Genomic DNA, 12,179 nt, shown 5'->3' with positions numbered 1-12,179 from the left:
CGCCGCCGCAGCCGGCGAGGCCGATGGTCAGTGCGCCCAGCGCGACGGCCGTCACGGTCAGTCGTTTCATCTCGTGCGTAACCCCCGAGTGGTCCGGCAACGCCGAATCTCCTCCGGCGCGCGCCGGATGCCTCCGGCGCGGCTCGCAGCGTACCGGCCACATCGGCCGTTGAAAACCCCCGCCTCGCGGCGGGGACCGGATCGAATTGCCGCCCTTACGATTCGGCCCCGGCGGCGGCCGAACCGCGTCCGGAGACCGCCTCCAGCGGCAACCGCACGATGAATCGGGTGTCACCCGGCGTGGACTCCACCCGGATATCGCCGCCGTGTTTGTTCACCACGATGCGGAACGAGATGTCGAGGCCGAGTCCGGTGCCCTCACCGACCGGTTTCGTGGTGAAGAAGGGCTCGAAGATCCTGTCCCGCAACGCCTCCGGGACACCCGGCCCGGTATCGCCGATCTCCACTGCGGCACAGTCGCTTTCCCGATAGGTACGAACCGTCAGCGTGCCGGACCCGTTCATCGCCGCCACCGCGTTGTCGATGAGGTTGGTCCACACCTGGTTCAATTCCGCTGCGTAGCAAGGGACCTCGGGCAGCGCGCGATCGTACTCCTTGACGACCGAGATGTCGTCGCCGATCTTGCGGGCCAGCATCACCAGCGTGCTGTCGAGCAGCTCGTGGATGTCGACCACCTGGAACGGAGCCCGGTCCATCTGCGAATACTGCTTGGCCGCATGGACGAGCGAGGAGATGCGCCCGGTCGAATCGGTGATCTCGTTCATCAGCAATTCGGTTTCGACGGTGTAGTTCAGCCAGCGGATCGCGCCCTCGAAGACTCCGTCGTCGCAGTGTTCGAGAGTGCCCGCGACCTTCTCCAGCCAGTCGATGTCGAAGCCGGCCTGAACGAAGTTCGGGGCCAGATCCCAGCCGTTGGCGATGCCGTGATCGGCGAGCCAGTCACCGAGTTCGTCCTCGCGGTCGGCGGCCTCCATCGCGGTGAGGGTCGGCGCCTTGGCCACCTGGGTGGCGGCCTCCTCCTGAAGCTGCACCAGCGCCTCGAGCGCGGCGGAGTCGAACTTGCCGTGCGCCATCATCTTCAGCTTGTGCCGCATCCCGGCGACCCGATCCCGCAGCGAGGAGGTGGCCCGCACCGCGGCCGCCGCGGGATTGTTCAGCTCATGGGTGAGACCGGCCGACAGCGAGCCCAGCGCCAGCAGTCGTTCCCGCCGGCCGATGATCTCGTTGGTGTTGCGGTTGCCGAAGAACACACCCTCCAGCAGATGCAGGGCCATCGGGAACCATTCCCGCATCATCCGCGCGAAGGTGTCCGCGTCCAGGACGAAGAACTTCGACGGTTTCGTCACCGTCAGCGAGCCGGTGTAGTTCTGGTCGGCCCGCTCACCCATATACGCGGTCCACGCGCCGGCGTACGAGCCGCGGTGGTCGGTGCGGACGAGTTCGAGATCCTCGCCGGCCGACAGTTTCGACAGCACGACCTCGCCGTCCATCAGGACGTAGAAGCAGGTCGCGGGCTCGCCCTCGCGGTAGACCGGGCCCGGCTCGAAGTATTCGACCCGGCCCTCCCGGCAGAGCCAGGCCAGCTGCTCGTCGTCGAGCTTCTCGAACAGGAACAGGGTGCGCAATTCCGCGGGATCGCACAGGGTCCGGGAGCCGGTGACCGTGCGGTTGTCGTCGCTCACGTGCGCCTCCTATTGTTTCGCGAGGTATCGGTGGACCAGCATGACCGCCATCGCACCCTCGCCGACAGCGGACGCGACCCGCTTCGCCGATTCGGAGCGCACATCGCCGGCGACGAAGACGCCCGGGATGCTGGTTTCGAGATGATGGGGCGGGCGGGGCAGTTCCCAGCCCGGCGGCCGGGAACCGTCGACCATCAGATCCGGTCCGGCCAGGACGTAGCCGGATTCGTCGCGGACGACGAGTCCGTCCAGCCAGTCCGTTTCGGGCGCCGCGCCGATGAACAGGAACAGCCGTTCGGCGTCGACCTTGTCCTCGGCGCCGGTCGCGTTGTTGCGCAATACGATTCGTTCCAGGTGATCGCTGCCGTCGGCGGCCACCACCTCGGTGTTGGTGTGCACCTTGATATTCGGCACGGCCTCGATCTGCTGGATCAGATAGTGCGACATCGACTGGTCCAGCGAACTGCCGCGCACCAGGATGTGCACCGTGCAGGCGTGCCGGGACAGGAAGACCGCGGCCTGGCCGGCCGAATTCGCCCCGCCGACGATGTAGACCTCGCGTTCGGCGCAGTCGGCCGCCTCGGTCATCGCCGAGCCGTAGTAGACGCCGCGACCGGTGAAATCGTCGACGCCGGGCGCGGGGTGGTGCCGGTAGTTGACGCCGGTGGCGATGAGCACCGAGTGGGCGCTGACGCAGGAGCCGTCGGAGAAGAGCACCCGCCGCGCGGAACCGCACGCCTCCAGCCCGACCACCTCGCGGGCGGTGATGAGTTCGGCGCCGAATTTCACCGCCTGGCGCCGCGCCCGATCGGCGAGCTGGGCGCCCGAAAGCCCGTCCGGGAAGCCCAGATAATTCTCGATCCGGGAGCTCTGCCCGGCCTGCCCGCCGGTGGCGGTCCGCTCGACCAGGACGGTGCGCAGCCCCTCGGAGGCGCCGTACACGGCCGCGCCGAGTCCGGCGGGGCCGCCGCCGACCACGATCAGGTCGTAGAACTCACCACTCGGATTCGTGCTCAGGCCGACGCAGCCGGCGAGTTCGCTGTCCGACGGGGACAGCAGCACATTGCCGCTCGGATCGATCACCACAGGGCACTGCTCGGCATCGGCGCCGGCGGCCTCGAGCAGGCGTTGCCCCTCGGGATCGTCGGCGAGGTACCACCGGTACGGCAGCTGATTGCGGGCCAGGAATTCCCGCACCTCGGAACTGCGCGCCGACCAGCGGTGCCCGATCACCTTGGTCTCGTGCACCGGGCGGCGGTCGTCACCGCGCCACGATTCCAGCAGCGCGTCGACCACCGGATACAGCTTCTCTTCCGGCGGGTCCCAGGGTTTGAGCAGATAGTGGTCGAGATCGACCACATTGATCGCGTCGATGGCGGCATTGGTGTCCGCATATGCGGTCAGCAGCACCCGGCGCGCATAAGGGTGCAGATCGATCGCGTTCTCCAGGAATTGGATGCCGTCCATACCCGGCATTCGATAATCGGCGATCAGCACCGCGACCGGCTGGCCGCGCAATTTGAGTTCGCGCAGGACGTCGAGTGCCGAGGCACCGGATTCCGCGCGCATGATGCGATAGTCGGCTCCGTATCGCCGCCGCAGGTCGCGCACGACGGCCCGGGAGACGCCGGGGTCGTCGTCGACACTGAGAATTACCGGTTTGACGGCAGCTGGTGAAGTCACATCGAAAAGTATGAGCGCCCCGGCGGCGAGTTGCCGAGGATGTTCGCTACGGGCACCACATCGATCACACCAGGCGGTGCTCGACGAGATCGAGTTCGCTCGGCGTCAGCAGCCGTTCGAGCCTTTCCTCCCGCTCGGCCAGATTGCGGCGCGATCGCCGGCCGTGATTGCGGAAGGGGACTACCACCGACGGCCCGGATTCCGAATCGGGAAGTAACGGAACCGATTCCGCCTGCCGACGATGGAGGATGGTTCGAATGTTCACGGCCGATCACCTCACAGGGACGTAGCAGCGTGTGCTCCGGTCGAATGCTTCGTTGCCTGCCGTAGTTGCCTATCCGCCATTGTGCGTCGTTTATTACGGCCGGCGAAACGGATCACATCAGAATGTGACCTAGCTGATCTTCAATGGAAAAGTGGTCTCCCTCACAGGGTCGCGGGTCCGGTTGCCACGTCTAGGATTACCGTTACCGACCGTCATAACCACGCCCGTCACGATCTCGGAGGCAGCGTTGCCGAACACCCTGGAAGCCACCATCGACATTGCCGCCACGCCGGACAAGGTGTGGGCGGTCGTCTCCGATCTCGGGCGGATGCCGGAATTCAGCCCCACCACCTTGAAGATGATTCCGCTGGGCACGCCGCGCGCCGGCACGTGGACGGTGAATTTCAACAAGGTCGGCCGCAAGTACTACCCGACCACCTCACGCATCGTGCGTTACGAGCCCGATCAGGCCTTCGCGTTCCGGATGAACGAGAACGGCACGGTGTGGAGCTACACCCTCGAACCCACCGCGGCGGGCACGCGGGTGACCGAGCGCCGCGACGTGCCGAACGGGGTGCGCAAACCGGTGCGGTTGATGATCGACGCGCTCCTCGGCGGCGAGCAGCAGTTCGAGGCCGATCTGGTCGCCGGGATGAACGAAACCCTCGGCAAGATCAAGGCCGCGGCCGAGCGCTGACCCGGCGCGCCTTTGGCCCCACAGGCGGGTTCGACCGCGTAATTTGCCCGGTATGCGACGGATGACGGGCGTGTTGGCGGTACTCGTGGGAACCACCGTGCTGCTGAGCGGTTGTGGCAGTTCGGATTCGGGGACCTCACGCGAGGTGACGGTGGTCGGCACCGGTCAGGTGCGGGGAGCGCCGGACACCCTGAACGCCGACGTGGGCGTCGAAGTGACCGCGCCCGACGTGTCCACCGCCATCGCGAACGCCAACGGCAAGGCCGCGGCGATCACCGATGCGATGGTGAACGCGGGCGCCACACGCGAGGACATCCGGACCACCGATGTGTCGGTGCAGCCGCAGTACGGCCCCGACCACAACGTCACCGGGTACACCGCGACCAACACCGTGCACGTCGTGGTTCGCGATCTGTCCAAGGCCTCGGGCGTATTGGCGTCGGCGGTCGGGGCCGGCGGGAACGACACCCGCATCCGCGGCGTGTCGTTCGCGCTCGACGACAATTCGAAACTGCTGGCCGACGCCCGGGCCGGCGCCTTCGCCGACGCCAAGGCGCGCGCCAACCAGTACGCGGTGCTGTCGGGCCTGAAGTTGAAGGACGTGAAGACCATCAACGAGACCAGCAGCGGGGAATCGGCGCCGCCGCAGGCCAAGGCCCAATTCGCTACTCCGGACGTACCTTTGGAACCCGGTCGGCAGACGGTGACCTTCACGGTGACGGTCACCTGGACCATGGGCTGACGCGCGCCCGCCGGACGCCCGCGCAGTTCGACTCGGCTACTGCCAGTTCGGCAGTTTCGCCACCTGCGCCGCGTAGGACAGGCCCGCGCCGAAAGCGACCAGCAACGCCGCCGCACCGGGCTTGCTCTCGCCCGACCGCAGCATGGCCTCCATGGCCAGCGGAACCGAGGCGGCCGAGGTGTTGCCGGTCTCCTCGATGTCGTTGGCCAGTGCGCAATTGGCCGACAACTTCAGCTCGCGCGCCATGATCTCGATGATGCGGCCGTTGGCCTGGTGCGGAACCATCGCGTCGATATCGCCGGGGGTCAGGCCGGCCCGCTCGATCGCGTCCAGGCAGACCTTCTTCAGCGAATGGGCGGCCCAGCGGAAGACCGCGGTGCCCTCCATCGCCAGGTACGGGCGGACCGCGTCGGTGCCCTTTTCGTCGATCTCGCGGAAGAACTCCATCCAGTCCTTGTCCTGGCGGATCGCGTGATGCTGTTCGCCGTCCGAACCCCAGACGGTGGGGCCGATGCCCGGCTCGTCGGACGGGCCGACGATCACCGCACCCGCACCGTCGGCGAACAGGAAGGCGGTGCCGCGGTCGGCCGGGTTGAACGTGTCCGTGAGCCGCTCGACGCCGATCACCAGCACGTGGCCCGCTGTGCCACCCTTGACCAGATCCGAGGCCACGCCCAGCGCATGGCAGAAGCCCGCGCACCCGGCGGAGATGTCGAATGCGGCCGGATTGTTCATCCCGAGTTCGGTGGCGATCTGCGGGGCGGCCGCCGGGGTCAGCAGCAGCCAGGTCGAGGTCGCGACGATGACGCAGTCGACCTGCTCGGCAGTGATCCCCGCGGCGGCCATGGCATCGCGCGCCGCGGCGGCGCTCATGGCGATGATGGTCTCGGATTCGGAGGCGAACCGCCGGGTCCGGATGCCCGAGCGGGTGCGAATCCATTCGTCGCTGGATTCGATCGGTCCGGCGACTTCCTCATTGGTCACGACCCGGGCGGGGCGGTACACACCGAGCCCGAGCATCGCCGTGTGCTCCACCCCGGTGACTTGGGCGAGTCGAGCAGCCATCGCGCATCTCCTATGTACCTGCCGGCGGGCCGGAGAACCGGAAATTTGCCCCGGTCCGGGCGCCACCCGCTATCGAACATTCCTTCATCGGGCCTCGGAGGCCGACGCGCTCGTCGTTCGCGAACCGACGGTTCGACCCGACGAGTCCGAGTGCTACGTGCGCGTAGACATGAGGCCCCCTCATATTAATAGGAATGCTAATCCCCACGGTGGGTATTGTCACAATCGATTCGTGTAGAACCGGCTCGCAGACTGGTTCCGATACCGAACCGTGGCGAGGCGACGACGGCAATTTCCGACGAGTTTCCCTGGAGGACACCAATGCTCGGTCTCGGAATCATCGGCTGGATCATCATCGGCGGCCTGGCGGGCTGGATCGCCAGCAAGATCATGGGCACCGACGCCCAGCAGGGCATCCTGCTCAATATCGTCGTGGGGGTGATCGGCGGCCTGATCGGCGGTTTCATCCTGCGGCTGTTCGGCGTCGACGTGCACAGCGGCGGCTTCTTCTTCAGCTTCCTCACCTGCCTGGGCGGAGCGGTGATCCTGCTGTGGCTGGTGCGGCTGGCCACGGGGCGCAAAGCCGCGCGCTGACGGCATCCGGCGGCGAGTACGCCCGATCGGGACCACGCCACGGTGATGCCGTGTCCCGTAAGGTGTGAGCGCGGTCCCGGAAGCTCTGCGGACCGAATGTCATCCGCGCACGAAAGAGGAGTCCGTGGCCCGCCGCCCCACCCCGCCCGGTACGCCCGAACGTACCGGGCTCGGTCATGTCGCCGACCTGGTCAAAGCAGCGATTCCGCCGCTGCATCCCGCCGGCCTGCCCTTCGTGGCCGCGCCGCTGGCGGTGGCGGTTCTCGGCGGGCGGCGCCGTCGCTGGCTGCGCCGCACCGGGCTGACCGCGGCCGCGGCCTCGGCGGCCTTCTTCCGGCATCCGCACCGGGTGCCGCCGAATCGGGCGAATATCGTCGTCGCCCCGGCCGACGGTGAGATCGCACTCGTCGATACCGCGGTGCCGCCGGCCGAGCTGAACCTCGGCGACACCCCGCTGCCCCGGGTGAGCATCTTCCTGTCGGTGCTCGACGTGCACGTGCAGCGCACCCCGGTTTCGGGCACCGTGCGCACCATCGCCTACCAGCGTGGTCAATTCCGCTCGGCGGATCTGCCGGAGGCCAGTTCGGTGAACGAGCGCAACAGCATGGTGCTCGAGACCGCCTCCGGTCAGCTGGTGACGGTCGTCCAGATCGCCGGACTGCTGGCACGGCGCATCGTCTGCGACGCCAAGGTCGGCGACGCGTTGAGCATCGGCGAGACCTACGGTCTGATCCGGTTCGGGTCGCGGGTCGACACCTACTTCCCGGCCGGCACCCGGCTGCTGGTCGAGCCCGGACAGCGCACGATCGGCGCGGAAACGGTGCTGGCCGAACTGCTGCCATGATCGAGAACACCGTGACCGAACCGGGTCGCCGCCGCCGCACGATCCGCCTGCTGCCGAGCATCGTGACGATCCTGGCGCTGTGTGCCGGACTGTCGGCGGTGAAATTCGCACTCGACGGCTCCCTCGACATCGCCCTGGCGATGATCGGCGCGGCCGCCGTCCTCGACACCCTCGACGGCCGGCTGGCCCGGATGCTGTCGGCGACCACCAAGATCGGCGCCGAACTGGATTCGCTGGCCGATGCCATCTCCTTCGGCGTCGCACCGGCCCTGGTGCTGTACGTGACCTTCCTGCGCCAGGACAGCGCGGGCTGGATCATCGCGCTGATCTACGCGGTGAGCATCGTGCTGCGGCTGGCCCGGTTCAACACGATCATGGACGACGACACCCGGCCCGACTGGGAGCGCGAATACTTCACCGGCGTTCCCGCGCCGGCGGCGGCGTTGATCGCGCTGCTGCCGATCGCGCTGCACAGCCAGTTCGGCGAGGGATGGTGGAACAACTTCCCGATGGTGGCGGCGTGGACCGTGTTCGCGGCGCTGCTCGCGGTCAGCACGATCCCCACGCTGGCGATGAAGTCGGTGTCGGTCGCGCCGCAGGCGGCCGCACTGTTGCTGGTCCTGGTCGCGCTGGCCGCGGCCGCCCTGGTCACCTATCCGCTGATCCTGCTGATGGTGCTGATCGGGCTGTATCTGGTGCACATCCCGTTCGCGTGGCGCTCGCAGCGCTGGGTGGCGGCGCGGCCGGAGACCTGGCATCACAAACCGGCCGAACGTCGTGCGCAGCGGCGTGCGGCCCGGCGGATGCCGCCGATCGGCGAGGGTGCGCGGCTGCGGCTGCGGCGGCCGCCGGGCATTCGCGAATCGTCGGCGCGGTTGCGGTTGCGCAGGCCGGGCGGGCGCTGAGCGGGAGAGCTCGATCCACACGGCCGCTACCGCGCCGCGGGCACAATGGCAGACGTGCCTGAATTGTCGCTGACCGCCCGACTCAACCGCTCGGCCGCCGACGCCCGCCGCGGCGTGGTTCGCCTGCATTCCGAGGCGCTCGCGGCCCTGGGATTGCGGGAGTGGGACGGAATCAGCGTGATCGGCTCCCGGCGCACGGCCGCGGTGGTCGGCCGGGCACCCGCCGATACACCCGCCGGAATCGCCCTGCTCGACGATGTGACGCTGTCCAATGCCGGGGTGCGCGAGGACGGCGCGGTGGTCGTGGCCCCGGTGACGGTGTACGGGGCCCGGCACATCTCGGTGACCGGTTCGGTCGCGGCGATGGGCGCGATCGCGGAATCCACGCTGCGGCAGGCGCTGCTCGGCAAGGTCGTCACCGTCGGTGACGCGGTATCGCTGCTGCCCCGCGATCTGGGGCCGGGCACCAGCTCCGCCGCTGCGACACAAGCGCTCTCGCGCACCTTCGCGATCGCCTGGACCTCGGAACTGCTGACCGTGACCACCACCGATCCCACCGGCGGCCCGGTGAGCGTGCAGCCCAACAGCGCGGTCGTGTGGGGCGCCGCGGCCCCGGCGGCGGACGCCTCCCACGATCCCCGGGGCGCGCTGGCGCCGAATCGTCCCGGCAGCCGGATGCTGGTGCGCGAGCGTCCCTCGGCCGTCCCGGTGGCGGATCTGGCCGGGGTGCGCGCGCCCGCGGCGAAACTGTCGGAATGGCTGAGCCTGGCGCTCGACGAGCCGGAACTCCTGCGGACCCTCGGCGCCCCGCCGCATCTGGGCGTGCTGATCACAGGGCCCGCCGGCGCCGGCAAAGCCACCCTGGCACGCGCGGTGTCGACACCGCGGCGCATCGTGGAACTGGACGGCCCGACCGTCGGCGCGTCCGAGAGCGGCACCCGGTTGCGCGAGGTGGGGCTCGCGGTCTCGGAGGTCTGCTCCGGCGCGGGTGGTGTCCTGCTGATCACCGATATCGACGCCCTGCTTCCCGAGCAGCCGGAGCCCGTGGCGACGCTCATTCTGGATCAACTGCGCGCCGCGGTGGCCACGGCCGGAGTGGCCTTCCTGGCCACCACCTCTCATCCCACCGCGGTCGACAGCCGGCTACGGGCACCGGATCTCTGTGATCGCGAAGTGGCGCTGACGCTGCCGACCGCCGCGGTCCGCACGGAACTGCTGCAACAACTGCTGCGCAAGGTACCGACCGAGGATCTCGATCTCGACGAGATCGCCTCGCGCACACCGGGATTCGTCGTCTCGGACCTCGCGGCGCTGTGCCGGGAGGCGGCGCTGCGGGCGGCCTCGCGGGCCAGCCGCGATCACGCCGAGCCGAAGTTGATGCAGGCGGATCTGGTCGGCGCGCTGGAGGTGATCCGGCCGCTCTCGCGTTCGGGTACGGAGGAACTGGCGATCGGCAGCCTGAGCCTCGACGACGTCGGCGATATGACCGAGACCAAACAGGCGCTCACCGAGGCGGTGCTGTGGCCGCTGCGGCATCCGGATTCGTTCGCGCGCCTGGGTATCGACCCGCCGCGCGGAGTGCTGCTGTACGGACCGCCGGGTTGCGGGAAGACGTTCCTGGTGCGCGCGCTGGCCGGAAGTGGGCAGCTCAGCGTGCATACGGTCAAGGGCGCCGAACTGATGGACAAATGGGTCGGCTCCTCCGAGCGCGCGGTACGCGAACTGTTCCAGCGAGCCCGCGATTCCGCTCCCTCGCTGATCTTCCTCGACGAGATCGACGCCCTCGCCCCGCGACGCGGCCAGAGCACGGACTCCGGCGTCGGCGACCGGGTGGTCGCGGCGCTGCTCACCGAACTGGACGGGGTGGAACCGCTGCGCGATGTGGTGGTGGTCGGCGCCACCAACCGGCCCGAATTGATCGACCCCGCGCTGCTGCGTCCGGGCCGGTTGGAGCGGCTGGTCTTCGTCCCGCCGCCGGACGCCGCGGCCCGGGCCGAAATCCTGCGCACCGCAAGCCGTTCCGTGCCGCTGAGCGACGATGTGGACCTCGCCGCACTGGCCGCCGACCTGGACGGCTACTCGGCGGCCGACTGCGCGGCACTGCTGCGCGAGGCCGCGATGGCCGCGATGCGCCGCGATGTGGATGCCGCCGCGCTCGGCGCCGCGGATCTGGCGACGGCCCGCGGCAGTGTGCGGCCCTCCCTCGACGCCGATCAGGTCGAGGCGCTGCGGCAGTACGCCGGCAAGCGCGCGACACTCTGATTCGCCGCGCCTCCGACCGGCGCGCCCGATCCGGCAGGTCTGCCCCGGTTCCACCCGGTTCGCAGGTATTTTCGGCTGGTGCGCACGCGCCACGCGGTTCTGGAGATGATCACGGCGGCCCTGGCCACCCTGGTCGCCGGGCTGTCGTTGCTGCTGCCCAACGGCTTCCGCTGGGCCTCGCAGACCTCGGTGCTGCAGATGGATATGCTCGCCGCCAGCCAGCCGAAGGCCATCGCCGTGGGCGCGATCGTGGCGCTGATCGTGGCCGTTTTCGCCACCACCGTCAATCACGCCCTCGTCGCATGGGGTACGGCGCTGTGCGGGGTGGCGACCATGCTGCTGGCTCATCTGCTGGCCGAGAGCGGCGACCAGAGCATCGCGCCGGCCACTCTGAACTATCTGGAAACGCTGGCGGGCGGAATTCTGCTGGGCGGAATCGCGGTCGCGGTGCTGCGCGGCTGGCTGCAGGTGTTCGGCTGGACCCTGGGGGCGCTCGCGGCGGTGGTCTTCGGCCAGCTCGGTTCGACCTCGAAGGGAACCGTGCGGAACGGAGTGATGGGCGCGCCGGGTTGGTCGACGACCACGCTGCCGCCGCTGTGGTTGATCGTGATCACCCTCGTCCTCGTGATCGTCGGCATGATCGTCAATCGCAACCAGGACACCGTGGAACGGCGCTCGGTCGAATTACCTATGGCGCCGATCGTCGCGGGACTGATCTTCGTCATCGGTCGGGTGTTCAGCGCGGAATGGCTTGCTCGGCACGCCGACAACGCCGGCGGTATCGCCTTCGCCGCGTCCCTGGCGGTGGCCGCAGCCGTAGTGGCGGCCTTCTTGCTGCCGCGGCGCGACGGTGTGTTGATCTTGCTGGCCGTCGCGTTGTCGGCGGTGGGCGGAGCATTGATACCGGCCCGGCTGCCGATCTGGTCGGTCGCTCCCCTGGTGTTGTTGATCGCGCTGGGGCTGGTCGCGGGATTCCGGCGGCCGATGCCGATGCTCGCCATGGCGACATTGGCGGCGATGGCGTTGTACTGCGCGCTGGTCTCCGGGCATCGGATCACCAGCGGCATGCAGGCGGCGGTGTTGAGCGGGCTCCTCGCAGCGGTGGCCGGCTACAGCTTCGGCAGTGCCGCACCGCGATACAACCCGACCCGGGTGCTCGGTGTGGCGATCATATTCGTGCCGTCGGTGGTAACCGCCCTGCGCGATCACCTCGACCGGCCGCAATGCGTCTCCGATCCCGACCAGTGGTACCTGTGCCCAGCCACGACGATGAGCTCGGCGGCGCCCTATTGGACCGCATTGAGCATCACCGCAGTCTGCGCGGCGGGCCTGCTCGCCCTGCGCTATTGGCGCAAGCCGACCACCACCGAATCGGTAGCCGATATATAGCCATCGTCTCTGGAAGGTCGCGCTCCGGAC

Annotated in this window: 11 protein-coding genes; 7 read left to right on the top strand and 4 right to left on the bottom strand. The window is 68.7% G+C overall.

Annotated features, from left to right (window positions below):
* Positions 1 to 215 precede the first annotated feature (215 nt).
* From A5780_RS34965 to A5780_RS34955, 3 genes are all read right to left on the bottom strand, one after another.
* Entirely contained in the window at positions 216 to 1,703 is a 1,488-nt protein-coding gene (locus A5780_RS34965) for an ATP-binding protein (RefSeq protein WP_064903483.1), read from the bottom strand.
* Between the two features lie 9 nt (positions 1,704 to 1,712).
* On the bottom strand, positions 1,713 to 3,386 hold the full coding sequence (locus A5780_RS34960; protein ID WP_063015217.1) for an FAD-dependent oxidoreductase: 1,674 nt from the start codon (positions 3,384 to 3,386) through the stop codon (positions 1,713 to 1,715).
* Between the two features lie 64 nt (positions 3,387 to 3,450).
* On the bottom strand, positions 3,451 to 3,651 hold the full coding sequence (locus A5780_RS34955; protein ID WP_064903485.1) for a hypothetical protein: 201 nt from the start codon (positions 3,649 to 3,651) through the stop codon (positions 3,451 to 3,453).
* 247 nt (positions 3,652 to 3,898) lie between these two features.
* On the opposite strand from A5780_RS34955, the gene A5780_RS34950 reads away from it, so the two are divergent.
* Positions 3,899 to 4,348: an SRPBCC family protein gene (locus A5780_RS34950; protein WP_030516566.1), complete on the top strand. Its 450-nt coding sequence runs from the start codon at positions 3,899 to 3,901 to the stop codon at positions 4,346 to 4,348.
* 52 nt (positions 4,349 to 4,400) lie between these two features.
* Entirely contained in the window at positions 4,401 to 5,090 is a 690-nt protein-coding gene (locus tag A5780_RS34945) for an SIMPL domain-containing protein (protein WP_063015219.1), read from the top strand.
* 36 nt (positions 5,091 to 5,126) lie between these two features.
* Here the strand turns inward: A5780_RS34945 and A5780_RS34940 are convergent, their stop codons facing one another.
* Positions 5,127 to 6,155 carry a beta-ketoacyl-ACP synthase III gene (locus A5780_RS34940; RefSeq protein ID WP_063015220.1) on the bottom strand — a complete coding sequence of 343 codons (1,029 nt, stop codon included), beginning with the start codon at positions 6,153 to 6,155 and terminating at the stop codon, positions 5,127 to 5,129.
* A 321-nt stretch (positions 6,156 to 6,476) separates the two neighbouring features.
* Here A5780_RS34940 and A5780_RS34935 point away from each other — a divergent pair, with 321 nt between their 5' ends.
* The 5 genes from A5780_RS34935 to A5780_RS34915 all read left to right on the top strand — a co-directional run bounded on the left by A5780_RS34935 (position 6,477) and on the right by A5780_RS34915 (position 12,149).
* Positions 6,477 to 6,749: a GlsB/YeaQ/YmgE family stress response membrane protein gene (locus A5780_RS34935; RefSeq protein ID WP_030516569.1), complete on the top strand. Its 273-nt coding sequence runs from the start codon at positions 6,477 to 6,479 to the stop codon at positions 6,747 to 6,749.
* 124 nt (positions 6,750 to 6,873) lie between these two features.
* A complete protein-coding gene (locus A5780_RS34930; protein WP_030516570.1) occupies positions 6,874 to 7,593 on the top strand; it encodes a phosphatidylserine decarboxylase in 720 nt (239 codons plus the stop codon).
* Positions 7,590 to 8,498: a phosphatidylcholine/phosphatidylserine synthase gene (locus A5780_RS34925; RefSeq protein WP_063015221.1), complete on the top strand. Its 909-nt coding sequence runs from the start codon at positions 7,590 to 7,592 to the stop codon at positions 8,496 to 8,498. The genes A5780_RS34930 and A5780_RS34925 overlap by 4 nt, the downstream gene beginning before the upstream one ends.
* A 54-nt stretch (positions 8,499 to 8,552) precedes the next feature.
* Positions 8,553 to 10,760 carry an AAA family ATPase gene (locus A5780_RS34920; RefSeq protein ID WP_227463082.1) on the top strand — a complete coding sequence of 736 codons (2,208 nt, stop codon included), beginning with the start codon at positions 8,553 to 8,555 and terminating at the stop codon, positions 10,758 to 10,760.
* 78 nt (positions 10,761 to 10,838) lie between these two features.
* Positions 10,839 to 12,149 (top strand): hypothetical protein, encoded by a 1,311-nt coding sequence (locus tag A5780_RS34915; RefSeq protein ID WP_064911180.1) that lies wholly within the window; start codon positions 10,839 to 10,841, stop codon positions 12,147 to 12,149.
* Positions 12,150 to 12,179: the final 30 nt, after the last annotated feature.

Origin of the sequence: Nocardia sp. 852002-20019_SCH5090214 (genome assembly GCF_001665865.1) — a bacterium.
GTDB lineage: Bacteria > Actinomycetota > Actinomycetes > Mycobacteriales > Mycobacteriaceae > Nocardia > Nocardia nova.
This window is presented reverse-complemented; position numbering and strand designations above follow the sequence as displayed.